Consider the following 12,852-nt stretch of genomic DNA (forward strand, 5'->3'; position numbering starts at 1 on the left):
CGCAAACGCTTTTCGATCCGGTCTGGATAGAGCTTACGTGACACTCAACGAAGACGAGGTCTTTGAGCTCGAACACATCAAGACGACACTAACAATGCCAGGTCGATCTCTGCATTTCGACGAGGCTTCGATGAGGCTGACTATCGACTCAGGCGAATGCCCTAGGTCGTTCGACTGATCGACTTATCACTGCCTCCTGCGGCCTCACCGCGTCGTTTTTGACCTACTCCGCAGCCTCAGCCATCACGGCCAGCGCCTCGTGCTCCATGATGCGAAGGTCGGGGAAGAGATCGGCCAGCTTGCGGCGCTTGATGCCGAGCATTTCTGCCGCCGCCGGTATGGCCGTGTAGTCCAGCCCTGAGGGTCCGCCCGGCCCGAGGCGCCACTGCGTGCCCAGAGCTTCAAACAGGCAGAAGCTGAGCCAGGCATCTGGCCAGACTTCCACCTCCTCCACCTCGATGTCATCCAGTGTCAGCCCCAAGGCACCCAACTGCTCGGCGGACGGGCTCTGCTCGTACAGCGCCCGCGCCGCCGCCCTCAGTTTCCCAGGCGTGCCGGGTTGTAGGCGTCTTGGAACGCGCTGAGTACCGCCTGCGGGGCGCCCACGCAGGTGGTCACCAACTCCAGCACTGCCTCGTCGGTGAACTTGTCGTCGAAGCCCCAGCCCACGGTGATGGCTTTGATCTGTTCGGCCTGGTGCTGGACTTGGACGGTGGTGAACTGCTCCAGCGTCAGAGTCTTGTCCTTCGCCTTCTCAGCGCTGGCCTCGGCCGCCTGATTCCAGGCGTCGTATAGCTTGGCCAGAGCCGTGCGGTCGAGGTAGCGGAAGGTGAACGGCACACTCACCGGATCAGCGCCTACGCGGGGATCTTCACTTCGGCGGTGAACGTGGGATTCTGCGCGATCTTGATCTTTGCCATGGGAACTCCTTAGGCGGCCAGGTAGCGCAATGGGCGGCCGGAAAGACCCACGCTGATGGTGCGGGTCATGATGTTGTTCCGCTCCATGGTCGGGGTGGCGGTGATGCTGACATAGCCCGGGAAGAGGATCTGGTCGCCGTTGCGCAGCTTGAGCCGTACGACGGTGAGAGCCTTACTCTCGTCAAAGCCCTCGACCGCACTGATGTAGGCGGCGGTCGGCTGATCTTCGACAACGATCGTCAGGCTCAGCGGGTTGCGGTTGGTCGGGAACTGGCGGTCGTCATCGTCTTCCAGGTAGCCGATGGTCGCAAACTGCTGGTCCCGCCGGACGGGGTGAAGCCGGTCACCTTCGAGATTTGCACCCAGCCGGTAACGGGGATCACCGAGCCAACGCCGGCTCTCGGGGTGTACAGGTCGACATTCGAGGTATCGACCGCGCCCAGTGCGAAGCTATCGGTGGTGGGGCTGGTGACGCGCGCTGCTCGGTCGGTGAGCTTGGCCCAACCAGAATCGATCAGGACCATGTCGTTGGCCTTCAAACCGTGCGCAGCAGCGGACAGGACAGGCGGTGCGGCGTTGGTGATGGCGGTGAAAGGGATGGCGGTCCCCAGGGTCGCGGCGATCTCAACGATAGCGCCGTTCGGCAGCGGGAAGCGTGCGGCCATGGTGTTTTCCTCTTGGGTAGAAACGAAAAAGCCCGCACGCGGCGGGTTTCAGGGGTTGAGTCGGGGATCAGGCCGCGTCGAGGCCGAGGGTCATTTGCAACTGCTCACGCCAGTAATCAACCTGGTGCTCAAGCGCTGGCTTGCGCCCTTTCCACTGGGCCAGCTGGCGCCCAGAAAGGCTGGCGATCTGCTGGCCGTCACTGAGTGCACGGCAGGCTTGGTCGAACTGCTGCTTTTCGGTCAGCTCGCCGCGCAGGAGCGCATCGATGTGCAGGTCGGCCCATACGGCGAAGTCGGCAGATACCCAGCGAGCGAACGCGACTGCCAGCTTCGGATGAAGCCAGGTTCCGCCGGAGCGGCCCCGCTGCGTCCGAATCAAATCCCCCTTTTCCGGGGTATTTAAGTGCCGGCCCAGCGCCTTGAGATAGTCCCGGGTCTCCTGCGTATCAAGCCACTTGTCCAGGCGTTTGCCTTCGCGCTTGGCGATGTCAGTGGCGTTGATCCAGCCCTCGCTGTTGAAGCGCACGGCCTGGCCCTGGTAGTGGAATGGGATCACGTTGCCTGCATTCATCGGTGTCACCTCATTCATCAGGCGAAAAGGAGCGCAGCCGGGGCGGACGGATGAACGAACATCCACCGTTCGGCTGTACGGGCCTAGGCTGCGTGTTGGGTTGGGCCGCGCTAGGCGACCCTTGAGAACTACAGGTCCGCGACACCTCGGTAGGTGAAGCTGGTCGGCACGGCGTATGTCGCCGATTCGGTGATTGTGGGGCCCTGCTGGACTGGCTCCACGACGAGCCCGTCGAACCCGCCCCTGCTGATTTCAGAGTCGACCCGGAACAGCGCTGTGATCTCGGCCACAAGAGCCTCAGTCGTGGCCAGGGCTGTCCTGCAGGACACACGATAGTGATCTGGTAGACCCCGGTGTACTCGTAGGCCTCGCCAGCGAGGTATCGGCAGTCAGTGCCGCCTGGGAGCAGGAAGGCGCGCAAGTAGGTCTCGTCCTGCTCGGCCTCGAAGCCCTCTTCGAAGTTCGCAACACGAATGGGGCGCGCCGTGGCCCAGGCCATCAGCTTGATCTCGATGGCCTGTCGAGCGAGTGCCTGGCTCATACTTGGTTGTTCCTGATGGCTTGGTCGACGATGGCTTGGAAATTGGCCAGGGTGACCCGGACCATCCCGCTCGGCGCCTGTGTGGAGTGCCCGTATTCCAAAGGCACGGCGTAGGGCAGGTTGTTCACGATGTAGGCGGTTTGCCCGATGGTCAGCGCCTCGACCTGCGCCTTGAGCTGGGCGATGGTCTCGTTGCCGGACGGGTCAATGCGGTCCAGCTCCTCGGTCGCCGATGAGTTGATCGAGAACTGCCAATTGCCCCGGAACCGGCCGCCCACATAACCGGCGGGCGCGGCAATGTCCATACCATCTTTAAGCTTTCTTCCAGGCTTCAAGCGCCCATTTTTGGAAAGGTTGGCAGGATCACTTCGCAGTGCGGTGTTGTGATCTTCGACAGCCTGGTTGTACTGAGTCGCGATTGCGTTCTGCGTCCACAACTCAGGGTTTCCGACGGGCGACATTCGGATAACGCTGCTGCCGATCTCGATCACGATTTCGCGGAAGGTGGCGTCCAGCGCTTGCTGCGCCTGCTCGGCAAAAGCGCGGATGCTCTCGGCGAATCCTCCCTCTAGCCCGCCGTACCGCTGGGTCATGTGTGAGCCGCGCGGCATGTCACTTCCTCAGATGGATGATCCAGGTGGCTTTGGCTGGGTCTTCGGATACGTTGAGCGTCCGGTACCCGCTGATAAGGTCGCCAATCTTCGGCTCGACCGGGATGGCAGTTACTGCATCGGCCGGCCCCTTGAGCAGTTCGCTCTGCAGCACCAGCAGCTTCACGTCCTCAGTCTGGATGCGTGAGCCGTCGATCTCCTTCGCCAGGTAGCTACCGAACACGCCACGCCCGGTGTAATGCACAGTCGAGGCCGGTACCGTGCCGCCGATTGCGGGGTCGTAGCCGCCCTTAATGGAGCGCGCCCCCGCCACCGGCCGGACTGCATCCGCAAGGCCGTCTGGATCGTCGAACGCCTCGGCCAGGTCAGCTTGGATTTCTTCGCGCATACCCATGGACTAGATCCTCTTGAGCATCACGGTGCCCGGGCGGCGAGTCCATGGCGCGATCAGATCCAGCGCGAAGTTTTCCCCGCTCGAACGCTCCACCGAGCCTGCAACGTAGGTCTTGCTGGTTGATGTGCCCGCCTGGGCAGACACCGACTTGCTCTGCACCTCTCGGTCGGTGTCCTTGTACAGCTTCTCGGCTGCGGCCAGCTTGGCCACCTGCGCGCCGGCGCTGACGATTGCATCCGGCACCGGACTGGGCACCTGACGCTTGATCTTGGCCGTGAGCCAGGCATTGGCCATGGCCACAGCAAGGACCGCATCACCGGCACCTGCCCAGCCCTGGCCGAGCTTTGCGTCGACGTCAGCAACGGTGATGAAGTCGGTCATCTGTTACTCCTGCGGGATTAGGGCTTGCAGGTCAGGCTTCTTCGCGCTGGCGTCGAACTCGATGCCCTTGGCGGCGAGCCATTCCTTCAGCTCAGGCACGTTCATCTTGTGCGGGTCGGTTTCAGGCTGATCCTGGCCGCCTGGATCACCGACCTTGATGCCGGCCGCCTCGTAGGCTTCGACGATATGAGGTGCATCGCCCTCAACCACGACACAGGTGGCGGAACTGATGACGCCGAAGAACTGATCCAGGCCGCGATAGCAGGTGTCCCGCTCGCGCCCAGGGTTGTCGGTGTAAATGACTTTCATGTGTCACTCCTGCGCAGGGCGCCAAACTGGCGCCCCGCATCATGGGTTAGGGAGCCTTGGTGCCGCTGATGACGGCTGCGAACGGAACCTGCTTGCGGTCGAACACGCGCTGCCAGTTCGCCGCGTTGGCGTACTGGGCCGCAGTTGGGCTCAAGTTCAGGTTGTTGCTGCCCTTCCAGCTGAAGCCGGCGGGCTGCAGGATGAAGGTCTTGCGCTCCCACAGAACCTCGGCACCACCGCCATTACCGCCGTCCGGTTTGCGCTGCATCTCGACGGGGGTATGTGGCGAGCCCTCGCCGTAACCGAACGCACCTTGGCCGAAGAAGACTGACAGGAACTGGCCGGGCGCATAGGTCAGGCTGTCATCCATGAACACCGGTTTGCCCAGATAGGTCGCCAGGATGATCTTGCCGGTCGAGTCGCGCAGGTACTCGATCAGATCCTGCTTGACCATCTGATTCATGACTACCGAGTGCACACCGATGGCGCCAAACATGTCGGCGGCGTCGCCGGCCGTGAACGCTGCGTCCTGGAACGCGGAGGCACTGATGCTGGCACCGGCGTCTTTGACCATGTCGCCGCCGTTGTTGGCGATGTTGGAGGCGATCACGCCTCGCGCGGCGCCCAGCAGGTAGCGCTGCCACTGGCGGGTCCAGTAGGTGCCGAAGCGGTTGCGGATGTGCTGCATCGGCTCGCTGTTGGCCAGCTCGGCGGTGAGGTCAGCCACACCGTAGCCTTTGTTGAGGTACAGGGTGCGGGCGCGCATGCTGCCCTGCTCGGCCTTGCCGACCTCGCCCAGGTCATCCGGGTTGTCGTTCGAGATGTTCGGCTCCTCGTCGGCATCGAGATCCTGCCAGTAGCTGATTTCGGAGGTGCCTTGGCCGTTGTTGGCGATGTTGTCCAGCGTCGGCGAGCGGGTCACGATGCCCGATTCAAAGACGGCGGTTTTTTCGGGAGTGTTAACCGGCGCCAACGCGCCGTAGTAGTCGCGGACGAAGATGTCCGACAGCTGGGTCGTGGCCATGGATTAGGTTCCTTGGGTGGCTTGGAGTTTTTTGAACGCATCAGGGTTGTCCCGGGCAAGCGCAGCGCGCTCGGCTTCGGTGTACTCGCCCCATTTCTTCGTGGCCTTGCCACCGTTGTCGCCGGTCTGCCCGGCACCCTGAGCCCTTGGCCACAGGTGGGTAGCGGTTTCGCGCAGCGATTCCGCCCATTCGAGGGGAGACAGCGGGGTCTTGCCGTCCTTGCCGTACACGACTTCGCCGGAACGGTCGGTGGCAACGGGTTCGCCGTCTTCGCTCAATTTGAAGGTGCCGCGGGCGCGCAGGATGATGTCCTCGGCCGCCTCCGGAAGTGCGCCGGCCTTGATGGCGGCAGCGCGGATGGAGTCAGCCAGCACCTTGTCGCTGTACTTGGCAGCGAAGGCTTCGGCCTTTTCTGCGCGCTCGTTGGCGGCCTTGACCTGCTTGTCCAGATCGGTACGCAGGCGCTCGGTGCGGCGGCTGATGACTTCGTCCAGTTTGCCCTCGGCGATCAGCTTGGTCTCTTCGTCTTGGCCGGCCTTGGCCAGCAGGCCTTTGACCGCCTCGATGTCCAGGCCGTCGAACTGGCCTTTCAGCTTGTCCAGCTCGGTCTTGATGGCCTTGTTGGAGCCGATCAGCTCGGTGTTCTTGGACTTGAGGCCCGAGACCTCGCCGTCCAGGAATTTCTGCACCTCGCCGCCCAGCGCTGCCTTCAGCGCGGCGGTCTGGGTCTCGTCGAGGGTGAGGCCGTGGGCGGCCGGGTCGAAGTCAAAAGGCATTTGGGTATCCCCTGGGGACTGAGTAGGCCCGCCTGGCGGGCAGAAAAAAGCCCCGCGAAGCGAGGCCGGATTTGCGCGCCACGAAACTGTGGCTTTCTGATTTGTGGCGCGGGTCAGTTGATCCCAGCGCGAGCAAACGCCAACGGCTCCAGCTCCTTGAGCTGGCCCAACGTCAGCGGCTTGAAGTTCTTGTCCAACTGCAATGAGGCGAAACGCTCCGCCGTAAGACCGCCGTCCCGGAACAGCTTGGCGCGCACCGGTCCCAGCGCGGCGTCCTGAAATGCCGCTGGCTGCGTTTGAAGCCACTGGTAGTAGCTGAGGCTGGCTGACACCTGCGCGCCGCCAGATGCGCCCACAGATGCGCGCGTGGCGCCCTTCGCGAATGCCGCTGACAGCTTGGTGATCGGCGTGATCGTTGTCCGGCAGTTGATGTGGAAAGGCGGCACTGGCCCCTTCCCGATTTCGAACTCGCGCCCGTCCAGGCTCTTGCACTGCTGGCTGGTCTTCCGGTCGAGGGTGGCCACGATGCGGTAGCCCGGGACGAACTCAGCGTTCGCGGCCAGGGTCTCCATACGCGCAGTAGCGGACACATGCTGCACGGCGGTCTGCACGACGGACCGGGCGTTGCGGTTGCTCACCGCCAGCACGCCGTCCGTGAAGTTCTGTGCGGCGGTGCCCCGTATGGCCTGGGTGATCTCGGCGTTGGTCTGGCCCTGCACTACCCCAAGCCGTATGGCGTTGGTGACGCGGGTCGATTCGGTGCGCGTCCAGCCATTGAGAAATGGCTTGAGCAGCGTGCCGCCGTCGATGCCAGACACTTGGAGCGGCTGGGTGTTGATCGCCGCCCGAATGAGCGAGTCAGTCGGCATGATGGCGTCGATGAGTAGCGCCTTTGACAGGCTCCTGCTTTCAAACGCAGTCAGGTAGAGCGCGATGTCCACTAGGTCGGCCTGCATACGATCGTTGAAGGCCTGGTAGATCCCCAGCAACTTGCCGCCCACCCGTCCCAAAAACTCCTCAAGGCGCGTCCGACTGTAGGTGATCAGTTCGCGGCGCGTGAGCTGGTCCCGCACCTGGGTATCAACCTGGCGCAGGACCGTCTCGAACTTCTTCACCTCCCCCGCTTTAAGCCGCTCCAGCAGCACCGCGTGCCGACTGACCTGTTCCAGCAGGATCTCGTCCGCCGTTTGTGTCGGTTTCGTCGCCATCGTCTCGATCCAGGTTGATGCCGGCTGACTCGCGCTCGTCGCTGATCAACTCGGCCTCTTCGTCGTAGGCACGCTCAGGCAGCTTGCCGGTGGTGAGGTACTGCCAGTAGGTCTCGGCGCTGATGGTGCCCGCCATGACGCTCTTCTGCAGCTCGGCCAGCACCTGGGCGTTGACCTCTGGGATCACGAACTCTGGCTTGACCGTGAAGACCACGTCGTCCGGGTTGTAGCCGGTCCACTCGGCGGCGTACCGCAAGGCCTGCTCAATAGCCGCCGCTGCGGTGATGACGATGCTGTGCAGCGTGGCGTGCTGGTCGTTCTGTCTGGTCTTGCGTGCCTCGCCTGACTCGGTGCCGGAGACGTCCATGACCTTGGCCCCAGCCTCAAGGGCTGCGCTCTTCTGGTCAGACATCGCCGTGCGTACTGCCTGGATGCCAGCCCCCTGGAACTCCAAGTAGCCGCAGGATCCATCCTTACCCAAGTCCCAAGCCGCTGATGGGCCGGTGACGCTAAGTTCCACACTCTCGTCCAGTCCGGACACCCACGGCTGCGGGTGACTGGTCTGGTGCAGCGCGGTAAAGTAGTCAGCGCTGAGCTGGTACGACTTCAGCGCGGCCCGGGCCATGGTCAGCAGTGGTATCTCGTCCACGTCCGGCGAGTTGTCGGTCGAGCCGCAGTAGATCACCGGGATGTAGTCAAGCCCACGCACAAGCTGGTTGCCAGGGCCAACCGTACCGAGTGGGCGCTCGCCCTCAATCAGCTCACCCCCCTCATCGCGGACGGATGTGTAGCAGACCTGGCCCCGCATGAAGAACTCGCGGTAGACCGTCTGGCAGTCGTGGCTGTAGCGATCCTCGGCCTTCTTGCGGAACTCGCGGAAGACGGCCAGCACTAGGTCCTGGCGCCCGCCCTGGTCGGCGGTGTCCCAGTTGATGCCATTTCGGGCAGCGTAGGTTGCGAAGTACGGCTGGCCCTTGTCATCCACATTGACCACCAGCGGCACACGACCGTGAGAGATCGTCTGTCGCACAATGCGCAGGAAGAGCTGGGTCAGGCCGAAACCATCAGCGGTGGCGTTCTCTTCCACGCCTTTCAGCCCGCCGGGCAGCTTCACCTCAAGAATGAGACGGGAGACCAGGCCCATCATCGAGCGCAGCGAATCGCGCACCCAATGCTCGTACTGCGCCCGCGCCGTGTAGTTCTGATAAAGATAGGCATTGCCCTGGCCATCCAGCTTTTCAGCCTCGACCATACCGCTGGGTTTAGGCAGATTGCGCTGGTTGCGCTTGATGGCGCATTCGCCCTCTAGGGCGTCGTCCATCATCCGCCACTCTTCGATGTGAGCGTCGAACTCTGGGTTGGTGGATTGAACAGGCATTACGCCAGACCTCCGATGCGGCGAGTGCCGCCTGTGCGTTTACGTCGCGCCATGGCAACGGCGAAATAGCGAAATCCGTCTGCCGGGTGGGATGACCAGTCATGCAGGGGCTTGTCTTTCCAGCATCCACGCTTGTCATCCCACTCCTTGCGGTAGCTCTCCAGGGCGGTAATGCCCTCTTCGCACTTGGATTGGTCGAAGGCGCAGTTCGGTAGAACCTCGCGCACTTGTTCGATGCCCTCGTCAACTCCCAGCTTCGGCACCACCTTGAATGTCAGGCTGTACTTCTGGCCGTCGATCTCGTAGCCCTCGCGCGCCAATTCACGTCGAGTCTTGCCATCGCTGCCGAATTCGCGGTTATCGATGTCATGCGGCCCCCAGTGCTCGCCGAAGGTGTATCCGCGATCCTTCAGCACCTTCATGTAGTGCCGCAGGCCTTCCCCGCTATTCTGGTAGAAGTCGATTACGTGAAATTCCTCGCCCACGATCCGGACGAACCAGATGGCGGTCGAGTCGCCCACGCCGATGTCCCAGAACGTGTGCACCGGCAGGTGGCTGTTGTCGTGCAGCTTGCCGATGCGTTGGGCGGCGTAGAGCTTGGTGAACTGCTTGGCGTAGTAGGCGCCCTCGATCGTCTGCTGGAATGCCTCGGCAGGGATCGACGGGTATTCCCGCTTCATGTCGTCGCCGAGGGTCTTTTCCTTGGCGGCGTACCAGGCGCGCTGGCCTGGGTTCGTGACGATTCCGTGCTTGGCGGCCAGGTCATCGAAGTACTTGGTCAGGCGGTCGGGGATGACCACGCCGGTTGGGTCCAGCCAGTACAGCGGGTTCCGCCACCAGCTGAAGAAGAAGAACTTCCAGTCCAGCAGGCCCAGCGGCACGCCGGCGAGCTGCTGCTTCTCTGCGCTCTGCGAGTAATCGAAGAAGTAGCCCGCCCGGCCCTCCGCCGTCGACTCGATCGTAACGAAACACTCTGCGGCGACAGCCTCAAAGGCGCCGGTGACGATCTCTCGGGCTTTGTGCGGAAACTTGGCACAGATCTTCCCGAACTCGGATACGTGCAGATACCGTAAAGTCCCGCCCCGAAAGGATGTGGACACGTAGAGCGATCCGCCTTTGCTGAACACAAGCTCGCCAGCAGCATCGTTGCGAGCAGGGTTGGCAGCGCGTATCTCCTTGGGAAGGTGGTCATACGCATACTTGATCTTCTCGCGGAACAGGCGCTTGGCGTCGCTCAGGGTATGGGCGATCAGGGCGCACTTGGCGGCCTCGAACAGCGCGGCATCCAGCTGGACGATGCACACCAGCGTGGTGAAGCCCAGCTGCCGGGCCTTGAGGATGATGTTGCGGGTGTGCATCCCCTGGAAGTAGTCGACCTGCTCCTGGGTCATCCGGAAGCGGACCTTCTTGCCCTGCTTGTCCGTGATGAAGTACAGGTTGTTCAGGCGCCAGAACCGGTCCCGGAGCGGTTTCAGGTGCTCGGGCTTCATGGTCAGGCATCCTTCGATAGTTCATCCATCAGGGCGGCCAGATCATCGACGGTCTTGTTGCCTTCCTCGCTGTCCAGGCCGTACGCCTGGCGTTCGCCCTTGATGACCTTGAGCTGGGCATCGACGCCAGCGTTCAGCGCCCGGGAGAAGTCGCCCAGGTTCTCTTCGTTGACGTCCATCTCGGCTAGAGCCACCGAAAGCTTGTCGGCAATCGATCGCCAGCTGGCCAAGCCAGTGCGGTGAGCGAGAACTACAGAGGCAGCCTGGCTGGATGCTTCGTCGATGATATCGGCGTCGGTAACCGCTGGTGCCTGGTTACTGGTGCTGGTTACCGATGTGGTTACCTTCTGCTTTGTCGCTATCCTGACTTGCTCGGTCAGGTCGCGTGCCCACCCTTCCTTCTTCGCTCGCTTGAGGATGGTGGCGTGGTTGACGCCTTGAGATCCCCCAATGGCGCGAACCGAAAGCGAACCGGCCCGGTAGGCTCGTTCGATCGCCTCCCAGTCGGGTTGCTTGGTTGTCATAAATTGCCTCACTTATGACCAAAGGCTAGCTTGAAATGGTGGCACTTTGAGGCTATTAGTGCCTCTCCATCAAACAAGGAGCTACAGATGGCAATCTCTTGCGGTGATCCAGAACGTCTTCTCAAGCACATTGAAAACTCGTACCCAAAAGCTGCCCACTCCGAGCCGAATGCGATTGGCACGGTAAAGGTGAAATTTCCTGACGGACATATCGTCAACGTGTTCAAAAATGGCACGGTGAATTTCCAAGGGAAGGCAAGTGACGTTGCAGAACAAATCAAGAGTCAGGTCGAAATTATCAACGAGAACTGACTCCTCCTCGCATTATCAGTGCCGCACTCACCTGCGGCACACCTACCTTGGCAATCGAAAAGTCACGACTTTCCCGCCGGTGTAGATGTCGCGCTTCACAGCAGCGCGCACCGCCTCCTGTGCAGTTGCACCCATGTCCATAGCCGCCAGCGCATAGGCGGAGCCACTACCAATCGCGTCGGGGTTTGCAGGGTCAAGCTCCTGCTTCCAGATGCCTGTCCTGTCGTCATGTCCAACCATCAATAGCCTGCCGCCGTCGACCGCGTAGCCGGAGCACTCAACGGGCACTTGCGACGGGGTGCCAAAGTAGGCAGCAATCAGGGCCTTCTCATCGCACACAGCGCCAGACAGGAAGAAACTTACGCCATCCACGACCTGGCATTTCGAGCAGTCGTCAGAAACGATCACGCCGCCTCGGACCTGGCGCGTGTCGTGGGCGATCACGCCGTCTTTGTAGGCAATAGTGGTCATCAATGCTCCCGCGCCACGAAACGGCGCATGTCGATTTCGTGGCGCGGATCAGTTCGACCGCTTGCACAGGTCGCAGTCGAGGCGCCGGCAGATCCAGCGTTTCACCCGCGGCCAGTAGGTCACCACGAACATGTGCCGAATACCGGCCAGGGCCAGGGCGACGTGCATCGTCACGCCGGCAGTGTTCGGGGTGAAGAACATCCGGTCCGACCTGGCCAAGATGGCGTAGCCGCTCAGGGCGATGATCGAGTACAGAATCTTGCCGATCACCCCGTCACGCACCCGGCCGCTCAGCACCGCCCAGGAAGCCCACAGCGCGATCGCCCCTGCGGACAGGGCGTTGATGTATTCGAGGATCATCCGTTAGGCCCTCCGAACTTGGACCTGATGACAGACCAGAGGTCAGCGGCCTTGATGGCGCGGGTGATGGCGGCGATCAGCGATCCGCCAAAGGTGCCCAGAAGAAACCCTACCCCCGCCACACTGCGCGGCTCGACGATGCCGAAGTACGCGCTCACCATCCCGGTCAGGTAGTGCGCGCACGCCATTCCGGTCAGCAGGAGAAGGATCCAGGCCTTGCGGTCGGTGAGGTCGTCTTTGTGCCAGCGGGTGGCGATCAGGGCGCCAAGTAGGCCTGCGGTGGCCCAGTCGATTATGTCGAGCAGGCGGTGAAAAAACTCCATGCGCTCGACTCCGTAGGTGCATGTAGAATCCCCTTGCCAAAAAATGCTGAGGACAAGGGAATGAAAAGGTATGTAGCCGCGGTATCGCTCGCAGTGCTAGGCGTGGCTGAAGGTGTGCAAGCAAGCGATTTCACAAGCATGGAGATCTGCAAGGCTGCAATTTCCGTGGAAATGAGCCGTCCCACCAAAACGATGAAGACCAGATCGTATGGTGCGGTACCCGAGATCTCTTACAAGCGTCCAGATGGCGACTCTTTCAGATACCGATGCCAGGTAAGCGACGACAGTGTTGTTTGGTCAACGTTCTTGAACGACACCCGCACCTGGGGGCGCTGGCGGAACCGTTACTCTGAGGGAGATGCAACGACCACCTATTCGATAGCGGGCGGCCAACTGACGATCCGCAATGATCAATCTGGCGATAAAACCTTCAGAAAATCAGATTTCTGAATGCCTGTCCCTGACTGAGTCAGAAAAAGATACTTAGAGCAGGCCCTCTTGAGGCCCTCTGCGGGCAATAAAAAACCCGGCGCAGTGACCGGGTTCTGTGTGTCACTCCTCAACGTGCGCAGGAATGACAGGATGGGCAAATA

Annotated in this window: 21 protein-coding genes; 2 read left to right on the forward strand and 19 right to left on the reverse strand. The window is 61.8% G+C overall.

Going from position 1 to position 12,852, the window contains the following annotated elements:
- Positions 1-223: 223 nt before the first annotated feature.
- From GKC70_RS14645 to GKC70_RS14720, 16 genes are all read right to left on the reverse strand, one after another.
- Positions 224-475 carry a DUF1799 domain-containing protein gene (locus GKC70_RS14645; RefSeq protein WP_342651530.1) on the reverse strand — a complete coding sequence of 84 codons (252 nt, stop codon included), beginning with the start codon at positions 473-475 and terminating at the stop codon, positions 224-226.
- 62 nt (positions 476-537) lie between these two features.
- A complete protein-coding gene (locus GKC70_RS14650; RefSeq protein WP_342649088.1) occupies positions 538-846 on the reverse strand; it encodes a phage tail assembly chaperone in 309 nt (102 codons plus the stop codon).
- Between the two features lie 83 nt (positions 847-929).
- The gene (locus GKC70_RS14655) at positions 930-1,223 is read right to left on the reverse strand and encodes a phage tail tube protein (protein ID WP_342651531.1); all 294 of its coding nucleotides are present in this window, start codon (positions 1,221-1,223) and stop codon (positions 930-932) included.
- A complete protein-coding gene (locus GKC70_RS14660; RefSeq protein ID WP_342649089.1) occupies positions 1,166-1,585 on the reverse strand; it encodes a phage tail tube protein in 420 nt (139 codons plus the stop codon). Before GKC70_RS14660 ends, GKC70_RS14655 begins: the two co-directional genes overlap by 58 nt.
- Positions 1,586-1,652: 67 nt before the next feature.
- Positions 1,653-2,156, reverse strand: a complete 504-nt coding sequence (locus GKC70_RS14665) for a KilA-N domain-containing protein (RefSeq protein ID WP_342649090.1) — start codon at positions 2,154-2,156, stop codon at positions 1,653-1,655.
- Positions 2,157-2,166: 10 nt separating this feature from the next.
- On the reverse strand, positions 2,167-2,697 hold the full coding sequence (locus tag GKC70_RS14670) for a phage tail terminator-like protein (RefSeq protein ID WP_342649091.1): 531 nt from the start codon (positions 2,695-2,697) through the stop codon (positions 2,167-2,169).
- On the reverse strand, positions 2,694-3,308 hold the full coding sequence (locus GKC70_RS14675) for a hypothetical protein (RefSeq protein WP_342649092.1): 615 nt from the start codon (positions 3,306-3,308) through the stop codon (positions 2,694-2,696). Before GKC70_RS14675 ends, GKC70_RS14670 begins: the two co-directional genes overlap by 4 nt.
- Before the next feature lies 1 nt (position 3,309).
- Positions 3,310-3,702 carry a hypothetical protein gene (locus tag GKC70_RS14680; RefSeq protein WP_342649093.1) on the reverse strand — a complete coding sequence of 131 codons (393 nt, stop codon included), beginning with the start codon at positions 3,700-3,702 and terminating at the stop codon, positions 3,310-3,312.
- A 3-nt stretch (positions 3,703-3,705) separates the two neighbouring features.
- Positions 3,706-4,083, reverse strand: coding sequence for a hypothetical protein (locus tag GKC70_RS14685; RefSeq protein ID WP_342649094.1), 378 nt, complete (start codon positions 4,081-4,083; stop codon positions 3,706-3,708).
- Positions 4,084-4,086: 3 nt separating this feature from the next.
- Complete coding sequence (locus tag GKC70_RS14690) at positions 4,087-4,392, reverse strand: HeH/LEM domain-containing protein (protein WP_342649095.1); 306 nt, start codon at positions 4,390-4,392, stop codon at positions 4,087-4,089.
- Positions 4,393-4,438: 46 nt separating this feature from the next.
- Complete coding sequence (locus tag GKC70_RS14695; RefSeq protein WP_342649096.1) at positions 4,439-5,416, reverse strand: major capsid protein; 978 nt, start codon at positions 5,414-5,416, stop codon at positions 4,439-4,441.
- A gap of 3 nt (positions 5,417-5,419) precedes the next feature.
- Complete coding sequence (locus GKC70_RS14700; protein ID WP_342649097.1) at positions 5,420-6,193, reverse strand: hypothetical protein; 774 nt, start codon at positions 6,191-6,193, stop codon at positions 5,420-5,422.
- Positions 6,194-6,306: 113 nt separating this feature from the next.
- Complete coding sequence (locus GKC70_RS14705) at positions 6,307-7,401, reverse strand: minor capsid protein (RefSeq protein WP_342649098.1); 1,095 nt, start codon at positions 7,399-7,401, stop codon at positions 6,307-6,309.
- Positions 7,319-8,779 carry a DUF4055 domain-containing protein gene (locus GKC70_RS14710; RefSeq protein ID WP_342649099.1) on the reverse strand — a complete coding sequence of 487 codons (1,461 nt, stop codon included), beginning with the start codon at positions 8,777-8,779 and terminating at the stop codon, positions 7,319-7,321. Before GKC70_RS14710 ends, GKC70_RS14705 begins: the two co-directional genes overlap by 83 nt.
- Positions 8,779-10,269: a terminase gene (locus GKC70_RS14715; protein ID WP_342649100.1), complete on the reverse strand. Its 1,491-nt coding sequence runs from the start codon at positions 10,267-10,269 to the stop codon at positions 8,779-8,781. The genes GKC70_RS14710 and GKC70_RS14715 overlap by 1 nt, the downstream gene beginning before the upstream one ends.
- Positions 10,270-10,271: 2 nt before the next feature.
- Positions 10,272-10,793 carry a hypothetical protein gene (locus GKC70_RS14720; RefSeq protein WP_342649101.1) on the reverse strand — a complete coding sequence of 174 codons (522 nt, stop codon included), beginning with the start codon at positions 10,791-10,793 and terminating at the stop codon, positions 10,272-10,274.
- Positions 10,794-10,880: 87 nt separating this feature from the next.
- On the opposite strand from GKC70_RS14720, the gene GKC70_RS14725 reads away from it, so the two are divergent.
- Positions 10,881-11,105: a hypothetical protein gene (locus GKC70_RS14725; protein ID WP_342649102.1), complete on the forward strand. Its 225-nt coding sequence runs from the start codon at positions 10,881-10,883 to the stop codon at positions 11,103-11,105.
- Between the two features lie 42 nt (positions 11,106-11,147).
- On the opposite strand, the gene GKC70_RS14730 is transcribed toward GKC70_RS14725, so the two are convergent.
- The 3 genes from GKC70_RS14730 to GKC70_RS14740 are packed head-to-tail and all read right to left on the reverse strand — an operon-like array spanning position 11,148 to position 12,259.
- Positions 11,148-11,576, reverse strand: coding sequence for a proteasome subunit beta (locus tag GKC70_RS14730; RefSeq protein WP_342649103.1), 429 nt, complete (start codon positions 11,574-11,576; stop codon positions 11,148-11,150).
- 48 nt (positions 11,577-11,624) lie between these two features.
- On the reverse strand, positions 11,625-11,936 hold the full coding sequence (locus tag GKC70_RS14735; RefSeq protein WP_342649104.1) for a hypothetical protein: 312 nt from the start codon (positions 11,934-11,936) through the stop codon (positions 11,625-11,627).
- Positions 11,933-12,259 (reverse strand): MFS transporter, encoded by a 327-nt coding sequence (locus GKC70_RS14740; protein ID WP_342649105.1) that lies wholly within the window; start codon positions 12,257-12,259, stop codon positions 11,933-11,935. Before GKC70_RS14740 ends, GKC70_RS14735 begins: the two co-directional genes overlap by 4 nt.
- On the opposite strand from GKC70_RS14740, the gene GKC70_RS14745 reads away from it, so the two are divergent.
- Positions 12,245-12,709: a hypothetical protein gene (locus GKC70_RS14745; protein WP_342649106.1), complete on the forward strand. Its 465-nt coding sequence runs from the start codon at positions 12,245-12,247 to the stop codon at positions 12,707-12,709. The two genes, GKC70_RS14740 and GKC70_RS14745, sit on opposite strands and share 15 nt — an antisense overlap.
- Positions 12,710-12,852 lie beyond the last annotated feature (143 nt).

This window comes from Pseudomonas sp. REB1044 (assembly GCF_038813925.1).
Classification (GTDB): Bacteria; Pseudomonadota; Gammaproteobacteria; order Pseudomonadales; family Pseudomonadaceae; genus Aquipseudomonas; species Aquipseudomonas boreofloridensis.

Coding starts and splice junctions, on each gene's coding strand:
- GKC70_RS14660 (WP_342649089.1), bottom strand. CDS start 1,585: ATGGCCGCACGCTTCCCGCTGCCGAACGGCGCTATCGTTGAGATCGCC.
- GKC70_RS14700 (WP_342649097.1), bottom strand. CDS start 6,193: ATGCCTTTTGACTTCGACCCGGCCGCCCACGGCCTCACCCTCGACGAG.
- GKC70_RS14725 (WP_342649102.1), top strand. CDS start 10,881: ATGGCAATCTCTTGCGGTGATCCAGAACGTCTTCTCAAGCACATTGAA.
- GKC70_RS14715 (WP_342649100.1), bottom strand. CDS start 10,269: ATGAAGCCCGAGCACCTGAAACCGCTCCGGGACCGGTTCTGGCGCCTG.
- GKC70_RS14675 (WP_342649092.1), bottom strand. CDS start 3,308: ATGCCGCGCGGCTCACACATGACCCAGCGGTACGGCGGGCTAGAGGGA.
- GKC70_RS14735 (WP_342649104.1), bottom strand. CDS start 11,936: ATGATCCTCGAATACATCAACGCCCTGTCCGCAGGGGCGATCGCGCTG.
- GKC70_RS14695 (WP_342649096.1), bottom strand. CDS start 5,416: ATGGCCACGACCCAGCTGTCGGACATCTTCGTCCGCGACTACTACGGC.
- GKC70_RS14720 (WP_342649101.1), bottom strand. CDS start 10,793: ATGACAACCAAGCAACCCGACTGGGAGGCGATCGAACGAGCCTACCGG.
- GKC70_RS14670 (WP_342649091.1), bottom strand. CDS start 2,697: ATGAGCCAGGCACTCGCTCGACAGGCCATCGAGATCAAGCTGATGGCC.
- GKC70_RS14705 (WP_342649098.1), bottom strand. CDS start 7,401: ATGGCGACGAAACCGACACAAACGGCGGACGAGATCCTGCTGGAACAG.
- GKC70_RS14685 (WP_342649094.1), bottom strand. CDS start 4,083: ATGACCGACTTCATCACCGTTGCTGACGTCGACGCAAAGCTCGGCCAG.
- GKC70_RS14690 (WP_342649095.1), bottom strand. CDS start 4,392: ATGAAAGTCATTTACACCGACAACCCTGGGCGCGAGCGGGACACCTGC.
- GKC70_RS14680 (WP_342649093.1), bottom strand. CDS start 3,702: ATGGGTATGCGCGAAGAAATCCAAGCTGACCTGGCCGAGGCGTTCGAC.
- GKC70_RS14730 (WP_342649103.1), bottom strand. CDS start 11,576: ATGACCACTATTGCCTACAAAGACGGCGTGATCGCCCACGACACGCGC.
- GKC70_RS14710 (WP_342649099.1), bottom strand. CDS start 8,779: ATGCCTGTTCAATCCACCAACCCAGAGTTCGACGCTCACATCGAAGAG.
- GKC70_RS14665 (WP_342649090.1), bottom strand. CDS start 2,156: ATGAATGCAGGCAACGTGATCCCATTCCACTACCAGGGCCAGGCCGTG.
- GKC70_RS14740 (WP_342649105.1), bottom strand. CDS start 12,259: ATGGAGTTTTTTCACCGCCTGCTCGACATAATCGACTGGGCCACCGCA.